Raw genomic sequence first — 18,711 nt, forward strand, 5'->3', positions numbered from 1 at the left:
CCTTATGCAGCTATCGATCAAACATCAGACTAACTATCGGTATACCGCGCCGCTGGCCTATACCATACAGCAGTTGCGCCTGACGCCACGCCTGGAGTCGCATCAACGGGTATTGTCCTGGCATATGCACACTTCTGGCCACCGGCATGGATACACCGATGCTTACGGCAATCTCTGCCATACCCTGACCATCAACGGTGTACACAAGGAAGTTGCTATCGTGGTGCAAGGCCTGGTCGAGACCACGCGCCCGCATCTAGGCCGCCTGATGGATGCCGAAACCCTGCCGCCACTAGTATTTACGGTGGCAACCCGACTGACCGAACCGAGCCCCACCATACGTGAATTTGTTGCCAAAGCCTTGCCTGATGCGAGCTCTTTTCATACCAGAGAATTACTCGCTCTGGCCGAGCAGATCTGTGCCGCCGTGGCGTATCGCAGCGGCTCCACCATCGTCACCACCAGTGCCGACGATGCCTTGCAACTGGGCTCGGGGGTCTGCCAGGATCATGCCCATTTATTTATCGCCTGTTGCCATGCACGTGGGATTCCGGCACGCTATGTGTCTGGTTATATAGATCCGGGTAACACCGAGCATGCCGCTAGCCACGCCTGGGTTGATGTCTGGGTCTGCGAAAAACTCTTCGCTGGCTGGGTCAGTATCGATGTCACCCATGCCCGCCTGATGAGTGATGCCTATTGCCGCCTGGCGGTGGGCCGTGATTATGATGCTGCAGCTCCGGTGCGAGGGGTCAGACACGGTGGTGGTAATGAGATGTTAAGTGTGCAAGTACAGATCGCCGCAGTGAGTAACGGCCACTCCCTGGTGTAAAATTGCGCCATTCACTCAACCAAGGATAGGCGAATTCTTCCGGCGCATAGTATCCAAGACCGTACGCCGGGCTCGTCTCATTCCGTAAACACTGACTATCATGACTTACTGTGTTGGCATGCGGCTGGACCATGGCCTGGTTTTTCTTTCCGATTCACGTACCAACGCCGGGGTTGATCAGGTCGGCAGCTTCCGCAAAATGAGCGTGTTTGAAAACCCTGGCGATCGCATGATGGTCTTGATGACAGCCGGCAATCTATCGATCTCGCAATCGATACGCGAGCTGGTGTCCGAGCATGTAAGCGAGGATGGCCGTAGCATTTGGAATGCCCCGAATATGTATGAAGCCGCCCGTATTCTAGGCGAAGCGGTGCGCAGCATCCATCAGCGCGATGCCAAAGCGTTGGCCGATTTTGGCATTGATTTTAATGTCAGCATGATTTTTGGCGGACAAATCAAGGGCGAGCGTTGCCGCTTGTTTCAGATTTATTCGGCCGGCAATTTTATCGAGTCGCATAACGAAAACACCTATTTCCAGATTGGCGAAGCCAAGTATGGCAAACCCATCCTCGATCGCGTAGTCACGCCCGCCACGACGCTGGACGAAGCCGCCAAATGTGCCTTGATCTCTATGGATTCCACTTTACGCTCTAACGTCTCGGTAGGTCTGCCGCTCGATTTGCTGGTGTATCAAAATAATAGTCTGGCAGTGAGCCGCTTCGTCACCATCGATGAGAAAAATCAATATTTTCAAATGATACGCAGCAGTTGGGGGCAGCAGCTCAAAACCATCTTTGAGGGAATCGCTGATCCGGTCTGGAATGCCCAACCCGAGGCCGGCGATAATGTGCTGTCCAGCGCAAATCGGCAGAGTGCGCCGGTACGTGTGGCCTTGCCAGAAAACCTTAGCGCTTCCGTCAACCTCGATGCCGCGCCACTGCAATCGCTGGCGCAACAATTCACTCACGCACAACATTGATAGCCATGCGCAGCCCCTCATGCAGGCTTGCTTGCGTATTTTTCACCTCGCCAAGGCGCATATCCCATGCCGCTTGCAGGCCAGGCAGGCTGGAAACCCGCATGGGCTATGCGCGCTGGGCTAGTGCCTAGTTTGAAAACCAGGTCCAGGCTTAAATCTTACTATTTTCTACAGTTTTCACCCACTGCCGCTACGGCTGCCTGGCGCATTGGAGTATAGTGAGTAAGTGTTTTTACTCGTTCGCGGTGGTTTTGTGCGACCATGGGTATAGTGCTCAACAGAATTAATGGCGATGTTTTCTATGCCTACTCCAGAGTCCCCACCAAGTATGCCGCTATGACAGCCATCGTCGATAGACTGAGTATCTTTTTTCGCTTGCGCCGGATCGGGGTGCGGCTGGCGCTGAGCTATGCCTTGCTGTTGGGGATTTTTGTGGTAGTGGCCAGTATCAGCGTGGCGCAGATACACAAGATGGCTGACCTGAGTGAAAAATTTGCCCGCAACGATATGCAGCGCCTGCTTAATGTGCAGGCGCTGAGCCTCTCCACCGAGGGCGCCAGCAATGCTTTATTGCTGTTATTGACGGCAGCGCGGACCCAGCGTGAGTCTGAATACGCAGCGGTCGATGAAAAAAATCGCCAGATCGATACCTTGATTACGGCACTCGCCAAGTCTTTTGAGGATGAGCAGCAAAAGCAAACCCTGCAAGCCTTGGTGCAATGCCGCGCGCAATATCAACGCGGTTTTTTTACTACGGTAGATCAATTAGAAGATGAGGGCCCGGAAGCTGCTAAACGTACTTTTGTCAAAGACGTGCAGCCGGCATTGTCGGCTTTACTGGCGGAGTCGAATTCTTTGCTGGCTCGTGAGCGTGACAGCATACAGGCGCATCAGCTGCAAGCGCAGCAAGATCTTGAACGTACCGGCCGCATCATCAGTTTGTTGGCGCTGTTGGCAGTGCTGGTCGCCGCTGTGCTGGCCTGGCTGACTACGCGCAGTGTGGTGCGCCCCCTAGCGCGCATGGAGAGCAGCGCCTTGCAAATTGCCGGTGGCGATTATGCAGCCAGAGTGCCGCCCACTAAAACCGAAGAAGTCGCACGTGTCGGCCTCGCCTTAAACACCATGGCCATTGCGATTGCCGCCAGAGAGCGCGAGATAGCGCATCTGGCGTATTACGATGCATTAACCGATTTACCTAATCGCACCCAATTGGTGAGTCAGTCTGAGCAGGACGCTTTTCCGCATAAATCGCTGATACTGATGGATCTGGCGCGCCTCAAGACGGTTAATGAGACCCTGGGTTTTGATACCGGCGATACCGTCATCAAGCAGACCGGTTTGCGTATCGCAGAGGTCTTAAGTAAAGATACTGCGCTGAGCAGCGCCCACGCAAGTTTGTATCGATTATCCGGGAATTGTTTTGCGATTTTGAGTAGCGGGCCGGATCGGCCAAAGATAGAAAATTTTAAAGAGTCGGTACAGGCAGCGCTGGTCGAACCTATTCGTTGCGGCCCACACACGGTCGATGTCAGCCTGGTGTTTGGGATTGCCGCTTCCGGCGAAGTGGCCTTGCCAGTGGTGGCCTTATTACGCAATGCCGAGATCGCCCTGTACGCGGCCAAACGTAGTGGTAACAGCACGGCCTGGTATAGCGATGCACAAGAAGCGTCTCGTCTGAGCCATTTAAGTCTCTTGTCCGATTTGCGTTCGGCCGTCAAGGCATCAGAATTGCAGATGTGGTTGCAACCGAAATTTACACTCGCTAGTGGCGAGGCGTATGGCTTTGAGGCACTGGTACGCTGGCAACATCCGCAGCGCGGTTTTATTTCGCCTGTCGAGTTTATTCCGTTTGCTGAGAGCACCGGCTACATAGGCATGATTACGCAATGGATGCTGGAGAGCGCCTTACTCACTTTGGCATCATGGAAAACCAGTCATCCTGCATTGAGCATCGCAGTCAATGTCAGCACTCATGATTTACGCGATCCACATTTTGCCGAACGCCTTAGCGCACTGATGCAGCAGTTTGGGGTCAAGCCCGCCTTATTAAAACTGGAGATCACCGAGAGCGGAATTATGGAAGATCCTAGCGCAGCGATCGCCTTGTTGCATCGCCTGCGTGCTACCGGCATCGGCTTGTCGATAGACGATTTCGGCACCGGTTATTCGTCGCTGTCTTATCTACAAAGACTACCGGTCAGCGAGCTTAAGATAGACCGCAGTTTTGTGATCGACATCGATCAACATCCGGCTACCCAGCGGCTGGTAAAAACCATAATAGAACTGGGACACGGCTTGGATTTAAGCGTGATTGCCGAAGGCATAGAAACCCAGGCCGAGCGCGACACCTTGCTCGCACTTGGCTGTGATGCCATGCAAGGCTATTTCGCCAGCCGTCCGCTGCACGGGCAGGGTTTGCAAAGCTGGTTAGATCAGCTTAATACCTAATTATTTTGCCAGTCCCAGCATGGCTGAATGTTTTTTAATGCTCCTCAATTAAACTCGCGAAATTAAACTTGTGACTTTAAACTGCTGCTTTGCGCTTGACTTAGAGTGCACTCTAACAAATACACTGTTTGCTATGACCACTTCTCTGACGATACAACAAGCGGCAGCCGCTACTGGCCTGCCTGTCCACACGCTACGCTATTACGAGCGGATAGGTTTGATCGATGCAGTGCCGCGTCAGGACAATAGCCACAGACGCTACCGCGAGGAAGATATTCTGTGGATAGAGTTTTTGCTGAAAATGCGCTCTACCGGTTTGCCGGTTAAGCAAATGTTGCGCTACGCCGAACTGCGCAGGCTAGGCAATCATCAGGAAAGTGTGTCTGAGCGCAAGGCGATGCTGGAGCAGCATACCTTGTCATTGGAAGTGAGGCTGGCAGAACTGCAGGGCAATTTGCATGTGATGTATAAAAAAATTGCCATGTATGCTGCTATGGAGGCCGATTTTAAATCTCAGCCCGAATAGCTTGCGAAGCCCACTTCATCTTTTGAGTGATTTTATCGAAGAAGGATGATGAGCATGAATACGAACATGAGCACGATCAATACCAGCAATACCAGCAATACCAGTAACATCAGCAATTCTGACAAGGACGTTACGGCTAGCGCAGCCATGCCACAACGCCAATTGGGGCGCAACGGCCCCATGGTGTCAGCCATAGGTTTAGGCTGCATGGGCATGAGTGACTTTTATGAAAACCGTGACGATGCCGAATCGCTCGCCACCATAGCTAGGGCGCTAGAGTTGGGCATCAATCTGCTCGACACGGCCGATATGTATGGCCCCTACGCCAATGAAGAGTTAATCGCCAAAGCCATCAAGGGCAAGCGCAGCCAAGTCTTTATCGCGACTAAATTTGGTATCGTGCGTAACAGTGCCGATCCGCATGCGCGTGGTGTGGATGGCAGCCCTAAGTATGTGCGTCTAGCGGTCGAAGGCAGTCTGCAAAGGTTGGGAATAGAGACCATCGATCTGTATTATCAACACAGAATAGACCCGCAAACACCGATAGAAGACACCGTAGGCGCGCTGGCCGATCTGGTTGCCGCAGGCAAGATCCGCTACATCGGCCTGTCCGAAGCGTCGTCGCACACCCTGGAGCGTGCGCATCAGGTGCATCCCATCACGGCCTTGCAAAGTGAATACTCTCTGTGGAGCCGCGATCCCGAGCAAGATGTATTGGCGACTTGCCGCCGCTTAGGCGTAGGCTTTGTGCCTTACAGTCCATTAGGTCGCGGCTTTTTAACCGGCGCGATACAGAGTCCCGAGCAATTTTCTGCCGATGATTTTCGCCGGCATAACCCAAGGTTTCAGGGAGAGAATTTTTTCAGCAATCTGGCGCTGGTAGAAAAAGTGGCAGAATTAGCCGCCCGCAAAGGCTGCACCCGCGGGCAACTGGCATTGGCCTGGGTGCTGGCGCAAGGCGACGATATCGTGCCTATCCCCGGCACCAAACGGCGCAGCTATTTGGAAGAAAATGTAGCGGCGCTGCAAGTGCGCTTAAGCGTTGCTGAGCTAGCCGAACTGGAAAATATTTTCCCGCTAGGCGCTGCCAGTGGTACCCGCTACGCCGAAGCCAGCATGCAGATGCTAAATCGTTGAACTTGCTTGGACCTTGGTTTGAACTTGCAAGAAGGCGGGCGGCCTGGTTTGCCAAGGCCGCCCGCGTAGGCGCGATTGCCCTTGGGTAAGCTGCTGCAGCTGATGATGGAATAAATAGTCATCCGCATCCGCAAACGCAGGACGCGGCAACCTACCAGTTCTGCCAAGCACCCCCGCCAGCGCGCATATTCCATGCGGGTTTCAAGGCAATGTGCTTGAAGAAGCGCATGGAATATGCGCGGTAGCCGTGCCTGGTTTTTAGAAAATTAATTCGCAGCGAGATTTAGATGTTGCTGCTTTTTTGGGGCTGCATACGGCGCGATGGATGAAGGTCATTGTGCCTTGCCGTATTGAGGTTTAACGTTTTATGTAAAGGGCGGCTCGCTTGCGGGACGGCCAGCGGAGGCCAAGGGCCGTAGCGGCTTTGACCGTAATGTTATGCGACATTTTTTGAGATGAACTCATCTAGTTTGTGCAACAAGCGCTCGCGATGGCGTTTGACTACAACATGCTTGGGAAGCCTACTAAGAAAGTAACGGTAGAGGCCGTCTTGCAAACACAGTTGCCGTTCAAAAACGCGGTCTCCGGCAACCTTGGCGCGAAGCACGAGCAGATATTTTTCGTTCCAAGCCCAAACACTACCGCCAGCGATTTCAGTTTGAAAATAAGCGTCTGTTGGCCACGAGATTTGCGAGGTTTGGTGCGCACATTTTGAACAGGCGCCTTTGCCTTGGATTTGAGTGTTGATTGGCTGCTTTATAACGGAATAGCCTCCGGATATTGGGTCTTTGACGTAGTTCTCGGGAGTGACCGCGTTGAATTCGATGCGACTGCGGCATTTTGGGCATTTTGCAACTATGTTTGTAGGCCACGAGTAATACTCATAGCGGTAGTCAATTGGGTGCCAGAAGCGATGCTGCCCTCGGCGCCTCAGGTCTAAATTAGGTGTGTTCATGGCGAAGGCTTTGTCGCATAACGTTAAGCTACCCGGGTCAACGGATTCATCGTTGATTCCGAGTTGAGCGGCAAGTTAGGCCGTGGCACGCTGTACACCGCAATGATCCTATAAGGACCTGGCTCCCCTGCGTTCTCAAATTTTTTCGTTTCAATTGCTGATTTAGCTTCTTCAAAGGTATCGAACAAGCAGTGTTTATTCGTCGGTATGCTTTCGGCCAGCGAGTTACACGATAGAGGCGAGCATTCTGGAGAGGTATGTGCCGTGAAGTTCGTAACGTCAAAACCTTCCAGCTGACATTCGCTAGGCTTGCGGACGTCCGTCTCGAATGAATTTTCTGGTTCATAGGGTACCCATTGATCAATTCTGTCGTCGAATTCTTCCTCGGACCCCTCGTAGTAGAACAAGCTCATTCCTTCGAGTGAAAAGGAATGCTCCTGGACTAAGGACTCAATGATCTCTGGTGAATTGAAGAGCCAGTAGCCGTTATGCTTCCAGTAAATTATATAGTCAGCAAAGTTTTCGGAAATGCATCCGCTCAAAGCATAAACGTCCTCTACTCGATCAGCCTTCAGCCAATCAGGTCGCTTTGCAACGCTTTTGTATAAATATCCTAGCGGGCGCATTCGTAATGCCTAACGTGTTTTAATTTTCATTTTGCAAAGATAACCTGCAAGAAGAAAATAGCTGATCGGTTTCTTTCTTCTGGAAAGCCTTATGGCGTCTAGCTCAAATCGTATATGCCCTGAAAATAGATGGAATAAACAAATCGACAAAACGTTCACTTTGACTAATTGCATCATGCTAACACACTAGATTAAGTGGAAACATCTCTTAACTCGCTAAGGCGTAATCAGCTTCATCTATTGCGCCGGCGGCAATCTCAAAACAGGCAGCGCCACTGCGCATATTCCATGCGCCTCTTCAAGCATGTTGGCCTGCGAGCCGCATGGGATATGCGTGCTGGCGGCATGCTGTTTTTGGTTTGCTGTGGCCTGGCCTTGTTTTTACTTCTTTCGTTTATGTAAGAACGCCGACCGGGGGTAGCCCGGTAGCTACTTACTTTTCTTGCTTCGCCAAGAAGAGTAAGCAAAAGAAGGCGACGCAAAGTCGCTGCCCTGCGGGTGCCCAATTATGCAGGTCGTAAAATGGGAAATGAAGCAAACTCGCTGCGCTCAGACAGCTTCACTTCTGATCCATTTTCCGCCCAGCACAATTGGCAGCGCCACATGCGAATTCGAGTCAAGAGCAGAGTCAAAATCCAGGTCAAAAGCCAAGTCAAAAGCCAAGTCAAAAGCCAAGTCAAAAGCCAAGTCAAAAGCCAAGTCAAAAGCCAAGTCAAAAGCCAAGTCAAAAGCCAAGTCAAAAGCCAAGTCAAAAGCCGCACCGGATTGCCGTAGTTCGATGTGCTTGGGCATCGCGTGTGTGAGAGAGGGCCGTCGCACGACGGATGTGTTGACCTTGGCCTTTCGCATGTGGCGCTGCCGCTTGTGCATGGCAGAAAATGGATTAGAAAGGTTCGTGTTTGAGCGTAGCGAGTTTCGAACTTTTCCCATTTTTTGACCTGCACAGGCGGGAACCCGTAGGGCAGCGACTTTGCGGCGCCTTCTTTTGCTTCCTTTTCTTGGCGAAGCAAGAAAAGGGAGTAGCCGCCGGTCTACCACCGGCCAGCAATCGCACAACAACGACCGAATTAAAAACAAGACCAGAACAACAGCACACAAAAACGCCACCAAGCCATCACGCATATTCCATGCGACTCGCAGCCCGGATACTTGAAGAAGCGCATGGAATATGCGCTGTGGCAGGGCGGGGTGGCGGCAAATAGAATTCCATTTAGCGCAGCATGCGGTCGATTACGCTGCGCTAATCGTAGCTACGTGGGCTATTTCCTTCGCGTCCATACAAGGCTGTTAGTCGTTAAATTATCACGGTAAATTCGATTTGTTGTGTGCGCTCGAAGACCTGGGCCTGTCATATAGACCTAGCCAGATACTCATACTCGTCATGCCGAAACATGCCAATAGAAACGTAAAATTGCTCAGCGCATTCGCGCCCTGAAAAATAATGAATGCGGCGAACAGCGTCAAGAAAAAGTAACTCAGGCTGGCAGCGAGAGCGCAGATCATAGCGAGGGTTTGCCAGAGTCGGGCTAGAGAAATGGCGCTTTTACTGTTGGTTTGCGTATGCAATCGCCCTTCGAAATACTTCAGCATCACGATTAAGAAGCCGAAGCCCAGAGTAAACATACTGAAGCCCAAATTAAAATCGGCGAGCAATATCATCAAGCCAAAAAAGCTTAGCAGCATGCTTAGTTTTAAACGCGTCATAGGTATTTAGAGAAGACACTGAACTGCCGCTTAGCTAGGTAATCATAAAACCTATGCATCACGGCAGAATTTGAGATAGTTGCTTCATTAGGCCAATATCGTAATCTGAATAGCGATAGTAATCGAAAAGTGGCTGGAGTCCTGTGAGAATACACTAAGCCTATAGCACTATTTTAAGCACCCCCGCCAACGCGCATATCCCATGCGGCTCCCAGGCCAGCATGCCTGAAGAAGCGCATGGAATATGCGCGCTGGGCTTGCCTGCTTTTGAAAATGCAAGACCAGCTAGACCAGGCTATCTACAACTTCAATGCTGCAAACCGCGTGGTATCGCTTTGAGTAGGGTCTTGGTGTAGGCGTGTTGCGGATTGCGATACAGTTCATCCGAGTTAGCCAGTTCTACCACTTTGCCCTGATTCATCACCATGACCTGGTCGGCGATGTATTTGACCACGGCCAGATCATGCGAGATGAAGATATACGAGAGCCCAAATTCTTCCTGTAAATCTTGCAGCAGATTGAGTACCTGGGCCTGCACCGAAACGTCCAGCGCCGATACCGATTCATCGCAAATCAATACTTCGGGTTGCATGGTCAGGCAGCGCGCAATCGCGATACGCTGGCGCTGGCCGCCGGAGAACTCATGCGGATAACGCTTGAAGGCAGCGGCCGGTAAATTCACCTTGTCTAACAGCGCATAGGCCAGCTTGGCACGCTCGCCATCGTTACTGCCTATGCGGTGGATTTGCATAGGTTCCATCAGGATCTGGCCCACCGTAAAGCGTGGATTCAGTGAGGCGTAGGGGTTTTGAAAAATGATTTGTATGCGGCGTTTGTAGGGTAGAAAATCTTTATTCGACATAGATAAAATATCCCGGCCTTCAAAGATCGCTTGTCCGCTGCTGGCTTGATGCAGGCGCATCAGGGTCAGGCCTACCGTGGTTTTTCCCGAGCCCGATTCGCCGACTACTCCCAGCGTTTTACCGCGTGCCAGTTTGAACGAGACGTTTTCTACCGCACGAAATTCTTTCTTGCCGAATAAGCCGACCCGGCTGAAAAAGCTTTTGCCCAAATTATTTACTTCCAGCACAGTTTCTTCATTGCCTTGCAGGCCGCGCGGCCTTTGTTTTTGCCCTACATCGGTCGCTTGCCCTCGCATGAAATCATCGATGACCGGCAAGCGCCACGGGCGGCTATCTAAACTCGGACGGCAATGCAGCAGGGCTTGGGTGTAACTGTCTTTTGGCTGCTCAAATATTAGTCTGACCGCACCAGCTTCGCGGATCTCGCCATGCCGCATGACGATGACCTGATCGGCGATTTCACCCACTAGTGCCAGATCGTGGGTGATGAATAGCACCGACATTTTGTGCTTGATACGTAGCGCTTCTATCAAGTCGATAATCTGTTTTTGTATGGTGACGTCGAGCGCGGTGGTGGGCTCGTCAGCGATCAGTAATTTTGGTTCGCAGGCGATTGCCATCGCGATCATCACACGCTGCTGTTGGCCGCCCGACATCTGGCTGGGATAGGCGTCGATCTTGCTGGCGGGGTCGGGGATGCCGACTTCTTCCAGCAAGGCCAGGCTGCGCGCACGCGCCTGTTTGGCGTTCATGCCCATGTGCAGGCGTAACACTTCGGAGATCTGAAAGCCCACGGTAAATACCGGATTGAGCGAACTCATGGGTTCCTGAAAAATCATGGAAATGTCTTTGCCGCATAGCTGACGTCTTTGCTCCATACTCATCGCCAGCAAACTCTTGCCTTCAAACAGGATCTGGCTGTCGGCCGCGATGCTGGAGGTATCGGCCGGCAATAATCCCATGATGGCTAAGGAGCTGACCGACTTGCCGCTGCCCGATTCGCCCACCAGTGCCACGGTGCTGTTATAGGGAATCTCAAACGAGATCCCTTTGACTGTCTCTATGCTGTCCTTTTTATTGATGCGGAAAGACACGCGCAGATTCTCTACCTTTAATAATGCATCTGTTGTCATGATCTGTCCTTATTTCAGCTTAGGGTCGAGCGCATCGCGCAGCGCATCGGTAAATAGCGAGAAGGCAGTCACCAGCACCGCCATGGCACCGGTGGCCGCCGCCAGTTGCCACCATTTTCCGAGGATTAATTCGTTCTGCGCCTCGTTGAGCATACTGCCCCATGAGACTACGCCCACCGGCACACCAAAACCTAAGAAGCTTAAGATCACCTCAGACTTAATAAAGCCGACTACCAAGATAGAAACCTGCACCAGCGCCACATGGCTGATGTTAGGGAAAATATGGATGAACATCTTGCGGAAATGGCTGGCACCGATGGCGTCGGCGGCCCACACATATTCGCGCGATTTGTGCTTCATGTATTCGGCGCGTATCAGACGGAAAGGCCCGGTCCAGCCGGTGAAGGCCAGGATTAGGATAATCGTTGTGATGCCTTTTTGTTGCAACACCGCAGCGACCGACAAGATCAATAACAAGTAAGGAATGGAGGTGAAGATACTGTAAAACCAATTGAAAAAATCATCGACACGGCCGCCGAAATAACCCGAGAACGCACCGAACAGCGTGCCCAGCAAAGTCGCCAGAAATGCCGCGACTAAACCCACCACGATCGAGGTTTCTGCGCCCTTGATGGTTTTTTTGATGATGTCGTGTCCCCATTTGTCAGCACCGAAGGGCAGGGTGCTGAGGCGCTCGGTCACGCTGGCTTTACCGGTCTTGGCTAATTCAGTATAAATTTCAGCCATCTCTTTGGCCAGCGGATCGGTGATGCCGTAGTCATCAACCAGCACCGGGATCTCGGTATTGGCGGTCTTACGCAATTGGCGCAGAATATCGCCTAAAGGGTCGAGCGGATTCTCTGGTAAGGGTGCTGCGGCTTGCGCTTTGACTGCGTTGCTGGCATCGGCACCGACAAAGCCCGGAGGCGCGTAACTGAGGCCGGTTTCCTGTTCCCAGTCGGCGGCGATCAAACCGGTTGCGGACAGTAGCAGTATCAGCATGAAGGAGCTGACGATAGCTAAGGCGAACATCGCCACTTTATCGGCACGTAGCCGACGCCATGCCAATGCCCACAGGCCAGGTGAAACGCTGTTATCTGAAGATGAATTCATTGCTGAGCCTTATTTTAAAGTGACGCGCGGATCAACGGCCTGATACATCAGATCAGTCAACAAGTTGAACAACATGGTAGCTGCGGCGACGTATACGGTAATGGCTTTAATCACAGGAAAGTCGCTACGCTCCACCGCCAAAATGACTTCTCTGCCTATGCCCGGTATAGAGAAAAATCGCTCGATCAGGAAGGCACCTATCAGCAGCGAGGGCAGGTTGGACATGACATGGGTGATGATAGGTATGGCTGCGTTGCGCAAGACATGCACCCATTTCACTCTATGCTCGGAGACGCCCTTGGCGCGCGCGGTACGCACATAATCCTGATTCACTTCGTCTAATATAAAGGTGCGGAATAGGCGTAGGTTGGGGGCGACGCCGACCGCCATCGCGATCAGTATCGGCAGCGCCGAATACTTGAACAGATTCTCTGTAAAATTATTCCCCCAGCCTTGCACAGGAAACAGGCCGAGTTTATACGCAAAGAAATATTGACCGACGATAATGTAGACCAAAATACTGATGGACATGCCAACAGTGCAGGCGATCATCACGCCGCGATCGCTGAAGCTGCCGCGCTTGAAGGCAATTGCCAGTGCCAGCGCAATCGCCACCGCAGTTTCTATGATGGTCAAAGGTATCAATACTGTCAGCGAAGGACCGAGGCGGCTGCCTATAATGGACGAAACCGCTTCGCCGGTGCTCCAGCTATTGCCGAAATCAAACGTCATTATTTGCTTAATGAAGATCCACAGTTGCACGTAATACGGCTGGTCTATTCCCAACTGGCTACGGATATTGGCGATCTGTTCGGCGTTCGACATCTTGCCGGCCAGGATATAGGCCGGATCACCGCCCACCCAATTAAACAGGAAAAATACTAGCAAGATAACGCCCAGCATAGTAGGAGCCATTTGCCATAAGCGGCGCAAGATATAGGCGATCATGAGGGGCTCTTTAAGTCGGTGATTAATGTGATTTTTTGTTTGAGTTGACGGCTCAACTTCTGGCTTAACTTCTGGCTGAACTTCCCGCTTAACTCGTGACTAAATGCAGCGCTCATTGTTTATCCTTGGCGACGTCGAAGTACATCCATTCGCCGTAAATGATGGGATGCTTCTTGTAGCCTATGACTTTGGCTTGCGAGAGCATATTTTTGTAGCGCGAAAATCCGACTCTTTGGGCCGCGTTGAACTCCATGATGCGTGCCATTTTGCGATATAAAACATCGCGTTCGGCACCCGCCGGCATGGTTTGGGTTTTGACGTAAAGCGCATCAAATTCCGGGATGCGTACGCAGCCATTATTGTTCGCGCCTATATTGCCGCCGTAAAACAATTGCATAAAATTGTCGCCATCCGGGTAGTCGGCGATCCAGGGCGCGTTGCGGGTCTGTAGCTGACAACTTTTTTCTGCTTTCAGTAGTTCCGAAAACTGCAGCAGATCCTCTTTCATTTTTATGCCGATAGAGTCATAGGTTTTTTTCCAGACCTCGGTTTGCATTTTTCCTACCGGGCCTGAGCGGGCCGTATAGCGTATCTCTAAGGGTTTGCCATCGGGCAGGCTGCGCCAACCGTCCTTGCCTCGGGCGTAGCCAAATTTATCCAGTAGGGCATTGGCTGCTGCCGGGTTATAGTGAATGCTGCTCTTGTAGTTGGGATCGTGTCCGACTACGCCAGGGGGAATGGGAAAGTCTAGGGCCAGGGCATTACCGTTGTAGACCAGTGCAATCTCTTCTTCGACGTTATGCGCCATCGCCACGGCGCGTCGCAAGGCGATTTTTTCTTTGCTGAGACCGCCCCAGACTGGGTCTTGCATGTTCCAGTAATAGGTAGTGACTTCAGGTTCGGTGATGCGCGACAGTTGTATGCCTTTCTTTTCCAAGGCAGGTTTTAACTTGTCTTTATCCAGGGCTTGCGGAGCCAGCGGTCCTTCAAGTTCGAACATGTCGACCTCACCGTTCTGAAAGGCCAACCAGCGCGACTGGTCTTCTATCATTACGCTGATTTCTATCCTGCCGATTTGCGGCATGCGCTTGCCCTTCATCGCGGCCATGATTTTTTGATCCTCAGTGCTGTTACTGCCTTGATGATTCCAGATGTCGCCACGGTAATCAGGGTTGGCCAGCAAGACAATTTTTGAACCGCGCACCCATTCGTTCAAGGCCAGCATGTAAGCACCGGTACCGACAGGATTCGACATTACTTGGCCTTGCGTGTCCTGATATTTTTCTATCACTTCGCGAGCGACCGCTCCGGTAGGGTTGTGTGCCAGGATCAGGCCCAGATTAAAATCTGGCTCATTCAGGTGTATGCGCAGCGTGTATTTATCGACCAGTTCCAGTCCCGCGATTTTTGTGTCGTAATCGAATTTATTGGTTTTTTTTGCCTGCTCCGCGAGCTTGTCGAGCCCGACAATTTTCCCTGCGAACAGCCACGAATGTGAGGACGCCAGACGCGGGTCTAACAGGCGCTTGAAGGTGTAGATATAGTCTGCCATCGTCAGCTCACGCGGTTTGCCTTTGAAGGCTGCGTCGGGCGTGAAGTAAATCCCCTTTTTGAGCTTGATGGTGTAAGTCTTATGGTCGGCCGAGACCTCGGGTAAGGCTTCTGCCGTCCTGGTCACCAGTTTGGCCGGGTTGGCCAGGTAGTCGTAGCTGTAAAGCGCTTCAAAAATCGCGTAATTGATGCCGTTAGAATATTGGTCGCGCGCCGCGCCCGGATCAAAGCCGGTTTCCGCTACGTTAAATACCCATTTGAGTACCTTATCTGGATCGGCCGGGCTACTTGCATAGGCCGGGACTAGTCGCACGCTGAGGGCGAGGGCGAGCCAGATAAAGAGCTTGCCTGTCTTCAATTTTGACTTCATGTTGTAGATGCTTTCGGACAAATTCAGGAAACCGCAAGAGCGGTGATTTACAGATGCGCTGCAAGGGTAAATCGCTAGGTCTAATGTTTCTCGACGTCGATATAGGCCCAGTCGGAATGGAGTATTGGGTGTTTCTTGTAGCCCTTGACCCATGGACGTATCAGCCAACTGCGTATCCGCGAACTGTGTAAGGCCCAGGGCGTATCGGCTTCCATCTGTCGGTTCATTTGGGCGTACACTTTATTGCGCTCTTCACCCAACGGTAGCGCGATGGCTTTTCTATATAGAGCGTCATAAGCGGCAGATTCATAACAGGCATGGTTGCCCTGGCCGGCTTTCGGGCCGTATAGCAATTGCAGGAAATTTTCGCCATCCGGAAAATCCGCCATCCAGGCGCCGCCCCAGACGGATAATTTGCAGCCTGAGGCAGCTTTCAGATTGTCGGCAAAATTGCCCGTTACAAATTCTATCTGCACGCCTAGTTGATCCATGCCGCGCTTGAGTATCTCGGCTTGCACTTTTCTATCGGTAGTCGGTTCTATGGTTTTTTTGATCAAGAGCGGGGAGCCGTCAGGCAGGCTGCGATAGCCATCTGCGCCACGTTGATAACCAAAATGATCGAGTAGTTTGTTCGCCAGTTGGATATCGTAGCCTATACTGCTGCGATAGTTATTATCATGACCGACTACTCCGTCCGGTATCATCGATTCTGCCTTGACTGCTTGCCCTAAGCGCATTTGCGAGATTTCGTCGGCATTGTTATAGACCATTACGATGGCACGTCGCAGGGCGATTTTCTCTTTGCTATAACCACCTATGACTGGGTCGCGCATATTGAACATGGTGTAGGTGATGCCAGCGTCGGTGACCCTATCCATCTTGATGCCCTGCGCGACAAAACTAGGTTTTAATTTGTCGCCATCGAGTACAGTGGGGGCGGCGATCTGCGGCATCTTATCGATGTCGAGCTGTTGATCCTGAAACGCCAGCCAGCGTGACTGCTCTTCTTCGATAATACTAATTTCTATCCTGCCCACCTGAGGCATCTTCTTACCCTTCATGTCTTTTACCACTTGATCATCCCAAGCTGTTCCCGATGACTTAAAGTCCCAGATATAACCGCGGTACTCGGGATTTGCTGTCATCACAATTTTGTGACGTGGTGCATAGCTCTCTATCATGTAGGGCCCAGTCCCCACCGGATGTAGACCACTCTGATCGCCATAGGCTTCGATGACTTCCTGTGCCACGGCGGCAAAGGCACCGTAAGCCACGACATACAGGAAGTTATAGTCAGTCGCTTTCAGTTCTATTCTTAAGGTGTATTTGTCGGGCGCAGTCAGGCCGGCAACAGGCAGTTTGTAATCGAATTTCCCCATTTTTTTAGCATTGAGCTGTAGCGCGTCCATGCCCAAAATTTTGCCATCGATAAAGCTAGCATTCGGCGAGCGATTTAGCGGGTCGAGCAGACGTTTAAAGCTGTATACATAGTCTTCGGCCAGCAATTCACGTTTGCGACCCTTGAAGGCGGGATCGGGAGAAAAATAGATACCGGGGGTGATCTTGAAGATGAAAACTTTGCCATCTGCACTCACCTCTGGCATTGCATTCGCCGTTTTGGGTATCAGTTTGGCCGGTCTGGCCAGATAGTCGTAGCTGAGTAGGGTTTCACTAATTGCCTCACTAACCCAGCCAGAGTAAAAATTTTGAGTCTTGGCCATATCGAAGCCGTCGTCGGAGGCTTCAAAAGCCTGACGAACGAGTTTATTTGGGTCGGCGGGATTTGCTGCCAGCACAGTGACACTAGTAAATAGAGCAACAGCGATCATGTTTGCGATGAGGCTAAACGGCCTTGGTATTTTGGGATGTTTCATTTTTCAATTTGTTATTGTCGGATTTTGGGAACCCTAAAAGAGCTATAACCATAGCGTAAGGTGATTATGCTGTGAATATATTTAATAGTTAGTTTCTATTTTTCGCACTGTTTTTGTGCGATATGTAGTTTTTACTGAAAATAAAACTATCAATTTAATTCCTAATCGTTTTTTTTATGTGAATGCGCAACAAATATTCAGATCGGATAGACGCAACTATTGGCCGCTTGTGGAAGCTTTTTTACATAAAAATTAAATTTATTCCGGTGTTTTGGCTCGAAGGCAAAATAAAAATAGCTTTCTTCAGAATTGATGTGTTTTATTTAATTTTTTTGCTGCTGCGCACCATTAGATTAGCCCTTCCATTAAGTAGAGGACTTGTGTCAAAATGAATGTTGTTTTTATGCAGGATAAAAAAAGCCTGCGTTGACTTTTACAAGTAAGAATAAATTTATTTAGATCAATAAAAAATTTGACACACTCATTTTCATTTGTAGTTAAAATACAGCCCTAATTACAAAAAAGATGGTGTTTAATCTGCGTTGTGATTCACGGCAAATTTTTAAGACCTTAAGGTTATTGAAGTTACAGACCCTGAGTAAATAATAATTTGTCTTGCACTATGCGACGTAGTTTGAAATAAGTAATGTAAAAATTGGCAATGCTTCTTAAATTTGCTTATTGTTTTGTTGTTTTATTGATTTGTGTATTGTTGATTTATTTTTTGATGTGTCTTTGACGCATTTTGCTGTTTGGATGGATGTGCTCTAAAAAGTAACGTCTATGGATAAATTTTTGCGTGTTTGACAAAAATAAGTAAAACATTGTGGTATTGGAGGGAGCAAGTATGGATTTTTCAGGACGCGAGGCCGAGCCGGGTAAGAAATTTACCGGTATAGGACTTGTTATATTATTTCACGTGGTCTTGGTCTGGGGTTTGATCAATGGCGGCGCAGCAAAAATCAAAGCTGTGATGCAAAAGCCGCTCGAGACCAAAATAGTAGAAGAGGTCAAGCCACCGCCGCCGCCACCTGATACGCCACCGCCGCCGCCACCAAAACTGGCTGCGCCGCCGCCACCGTTTGTGCCGCCGCCAGAAGTACAAGTGCAGCAGCAAGTGGTACCGACCAACGCGATTGCTGCGGTATCGAACGTCAAACCTGACTCGAATGCCAAACCAACCAGCGTACAACAGCCGGTGGCAGAAGCAAAATCGGTAGCACCAGCGACCGTTGCACCAGTGATCGATTTTAAGCAAGCTGGTTGCAAACCTGAGTATCCACGTGCTTCATTGCGTAATGAAGAAACAGGGACAGTCTTGCTGGCAGTTCTGGTGGGTGTCGATGGTTCTGTTTCCGACGTCAAGATAGAAAAGTCTAGTGGTTTCCGTGGGCTAGATAATGCAGTGCGTACCCATTTGTTAGCGGGCGCCTGCAAACACAAACCAGGTACTGTCGATGGCAAGCCACAACAGATCTGGACTAAAGTGAACTACGTATGGAGTCTTGAATAAAACACAGCCAATAAGTAATTAAAGCCAGAGACACCTATTTTATTCAACATATCCGTATTAACACCGAGCATTAATTAATTCTTTAAGGAAGTATCTACATGAAAACCAGCGCTAAGACTTTCAGCACATTCCTGGCATC

16 protein-coding genes are annotated in these 18,711 nt (G+C 50.7%); 6 read left to right on the forward strand and 10 right to left on the reverse strand.

Annotation, left to right across the window (positions count from 1 at the left end):
- The first annotated feature begins 4 nt into the window (after window positions 1-4).
- Window positions 5-832, forward strand: a complete 828-nt coding sequence (locus tag ACO0K8_RS15355; protein ID WP_422947531.1) for a transglutaminase family protein — start codon at window positions 5-7, stop codon at window positions 830-832.
- 100 nt (window positions 833-932) lie between these two features.
- The gene (locus ACO0K8_RS15360) at window positions 933-1,811 is read left to right on the forward strand and encodes a peptidase (RefSeq protein ID WP_422947532.1); all 879 of its coding nucleotides are present in this window, start codon (window positions 933-935) and stop codon (window positions 1,809-1,811) included.
- On the opposite strand, the gene ACO0K8_RS15365 is transcribed toward ACO0K8_RS15360, so the two are convergent.
- Window positions 1,792-1,914 (reverse strand): hypothetical protein, encoded by a 123-nt coding sequence (locus tag ACO0K8_RS15365; RefSeq protein ID WP_422947533.1) that lies wholly within the window; start codon window positions 1,912-1,914, stop codon window positions 1,792-1,794. The two genes, ACO0K8_RS15360 and ACO0K8_RS15365, sit on opposite strands and share 20 nt — an antisense overlap.
- Window positions 1,915-2,072: 158 nt before the next feature.
- On the opposite strand from ACO0K8_RS15365, the gene ACO0K8_RS15370 reads away from it, so the two are divergent.
- The 3 genes from ACO0K8_RS15370 (at window position 2,073) to ACO0K8_RS15380 (ending at window position 5,922) form a co-directional block, all read left to right on the forward strand.
- Window positions 2,073-4,259, forward strand: coding sequence for a putative bifunctional diguanylate cyclase/phosphodiesterase (locus tag ACO0K8_RS15370; RefSeq protein WP_422947534.1), 2,187 nt, complete (start codon window positions 2,073-2,075; stop codon window positions 4,257-4,259).
- Between the two features lie 133 nt (window positions 4,260-4,392).
- A complete protein-coding gene (locus tag ACO0K8_RS15375) occupies window positions 4,393-4,785 on the forward strand; it encodes a MerR family transcriptional regulator (RefSeq protein ID WP_422947535.1) in 393 nt (130 codons plus the stop codon).
- Window positions 4,786-4,932: 147 nt separating this feature from the next.
- Window positions 4,933-5,922, forward strand: a complete 990-nt coding sequence (locus ACO0K8_RS15380; protein ID WP_422947548.1) for an aldo/keto reductase — start codon at window positions 4,933-4,935, stop codon at window positions 5,920-5,922.
- Window positions 5,923-6,358: 436 nt separating this feature from the next.
- Here the strand turns inward: ACO0K8_RS15380 and ACO0K8_RS15385 are convergent, their stop codons facing one another.
- From ACO0K8_RS15385 to ACO0K8_RS15425, 9 genes are all read right to left on the reverse strand, one after another.
- Window positions 6,359-6,877, reverse strand: coding sequence for a hypothetical protein (locus tag ACO0K8_RS15385; RefSeq protein WP_422947536.1), 519 nt, complete (start codon window positions 6,875-6,877; stop codon window positions 6,359-6,361).
- 23 nt (window positions 6,878-6,900) lie between these two features.
- On the reverse strand, window positions 6,901-7,503 hold the full coding sequence (locus tag ACO0K8_RS15390; protein ID WP_422947537.1) for a hypothetical protein: 603 nt from the start codon (window positions 7,501-7,503) through the stop codon (window positions 6,901-6,903).
- 549 nt (window positions 7,504-8,052) lie between these two features.
- Entirely contained in the window at window positions 8,053-8,295 is a 243-nt protein-coding gene (locus tag ACO0K8_RS15395; protein ID WP_422947538.1) for a hypothetical protein, read from the reverse strand.
- Between the two features lie 510 nt (window positions 8,296-8,805).
- Window positions 8,806-9,207, reverse strand: coding sequence for a hypothetical protein (locus tag ACO0K8_RS15400; RefSeq protein ID WP_422947539.1), 402 nt, complete (start codon window positions 9,205-9,207; stop codon window positions 8,806-8,808).
- 307 nt (window positions 9,208-9,514) lie between these two features.
- Window positions 9,515-11,203 (reverse strand): ABC transporter ATP-binding protein, encoded by a 1,689-nt coding sequence (locus tag ACO0K8_RS15405; RefSeq protein ID WP_422947540.1) that lies wholly within the window; start codon window positions 11,201-11,203, stop codon window positions 9,515-9,517.
- A gap of 9 nt (window positions 11,204-11,212) precedes the next feature.
- Entirely contained in the window at window positions 11,213-12,316 is a 1,104-nt protein-coding gene (locus ACO0K8_RS15410; protein ID WP_422947541.1) for an ABC transporter permease, read from the reverse strand.
- Window positions 12,317-12,325: 9 nt separating this feature from the next.
- Window positions 12,326-13,264 carry an ABC transporter permease gene (locus ACO0K8_RS15415; protein WP_422947542.1) on the reverse strand — a complete coding sequence of 313 codons (939 nt, stop codon included), beginning with the start codon at window positions 13,262-13,264 and terminating at the stop codon, window positions 12,326-12,328.
- 112 nt (window positions 13,265-13,376) lie between these two features.
- Window positions 13,377-15,185, reverse strand: coding sequence for an ABC transporter substrate-binding protein (locus ACO0K8_RS15420; protein WP_422947543.1), 1,809 nt, complete (start codon window positions 15,183-15,185; stop codon window positions 13,377-13,379).
- 80 nt (window positions 15,186-15,265) lie between these two features.
- The gene (locus ACO0K8_RS15425; RefSeq protein ID WP_422947544.1) at window positions 15,266-17,059 is read right to left on the reverse strand and encodes an ABC transporter substrate-binding protein; all 1,794 of its coding nucleotides are present in this window, start codon (window positions 17,057-17,059) and stop codon (window positions 15,266-15,268) included.
- An 847-nt stretch (window positions 17,060-17,906) separates the two neighbouring features.
- On the opposite strand from ACO0K8_RS15425, the gene ACO0K8_RS15430 reads away from it, so the two are divergent.
- Complete coding sequence (locus tag ACO0K8_RS15430; RefSeq protein ID WP_126126558.1) at window positions 17,907-18,572, forward strand: energy transducer TonB; 666 nt, start codon at window positions 17,907-17,909, stop codon at window positions 18,570-18,572.
- Window positions 18,573-18,711: the final 139 nt, after the last annotated feature.

Origin of the sequence: Undibacterium sp. Ren11W (assembly GCF_049340485.1) — a bacterium.
Taxonomy (GTDB): domain Bacteria; phylum Pseudomonadota; class Gammaproteobacteria; order Burkholderiales; family Burkholderiaceae_D; genus Undibacterium.

Excerpts from the sequence above, each read along its gene's own strand:
- ACO0K8_RS15420 (WP_422947543.1), bottom strand. The coding sequence starts at position 15,185 with ATGAAGTCAAAATTGAAGACAGGCAAGCTCTTTATCTGGCTCGCCCTC.
- ACO0K8_RS15405 (WP_422947540.1), bottom strand. The coding sequence starts at position 11,203 with ATGACAACAGATGCATTATTAAAGGTAGAGAATCTGCGCGTGTCTTTC.
- ACO0K8_RS15425 (WP_422947544.1), bottom strand. The coding sequence starts at position 17,059 with ATGAAACATCCCAAAATACCAAGGCCGTTTAGCCTCATCGCAAACATG.
- ACO0K8_RS15410 (WP_422947541.1), bottom strand. The coding sequence starts at position 12,316 with ATGAATTCATCTTCAGATAACAGCGTTTCACCTGGCCTGTGGGCATTG.
- ACO0K8_RS15375 (WP_422947535.1), top strand. The coding sequence starts at position 4,393 with ATGACCACTTCTCTGACGATACAACAAGCGGCAGCCGCTACTGGCCTG.
- ACO0K8_RS15395 (WP_422947538.1), bottom strand. The coding sequence starts at position 8,295 with ATGCCCAAGCACATCGAACTACGGCAATCCGGTGCGGCTTTTGACTTG.
- ACO0K8_RS15415 (WP_422947542.1), bottom strand. The coding sequence starts at position 13,264 with ATGATCGCCTATATCTTGCGCCGCTTATGGCAAATGGCTCCTACTATG.
- ACO0K8_RS15380 (WP_422947548.1), top strand. The coding sequence starts at position 4,933 with ATGCCACAACGCCAATTGGGGCGCAACGGCCCCATGGTGTCAGCCATA.
- ACO0K8_RS15385 (WP_422947536.1), bottom strand. The coding sequence starts at position 6,877 with ATGAACACACCTAATTTAGACCTGAGGCGCCGAGGGCAGCATCGCTTC.
- ACO0K8_RS15360 (WP_422947532.1), top strand. The coding sequence starts at position 933 with ATGACTTACTGTGTTGGCATGCGGCTGGACCATGGCCTGGTTTTTCTT.
- ACO0K8_RS15370 (WP_422947534.1), top strand. The coding sequence starts at position 2,073 with ATGGGTATAGTGCTCAACAGAATTAATGGCGATGTTTTCTATGCCTAC.
- ACO0K8_RS15355 (WP_422947531.1), top strand. The coding sequence starts at position 5 with ATGCAGCTATCGATCAAACATCAGACTAACTATCGGTATACCGCGCCG.
- ACO0K8_RS15390 (WP_422947537.1), bottom strand. The coding sequence starts at position 7,503 with ATGCGCCCGCTAGGATATTTATACAAAAGCGTTGCAAAGCGACCTGAT.
- ACO0K8_RS15400 (WP_422947539.1), bottom strand. The coding sequence starts at position 9,207 with ATGACGCGTTTAAAACTAAGCATGCTGCTAAGCTTTTTTGGCTTGATG.
- ACO0K8_RS15430 (WP_126126558.1), top strand. The coding sequence starts at position 17,907 with ATGGATTTTTCAGGACGCGAGGCCGAGCCGGGTAAGAAATTTACCGGT.
- ACO0K8_RS15365 (WP_422947533.1), bottom strand. The coding sequence starts at position 1,914 with ATGCGGGTTTCCAGCCTGCCTGGCCTGCAAGCGGCATGGGATATGCGC.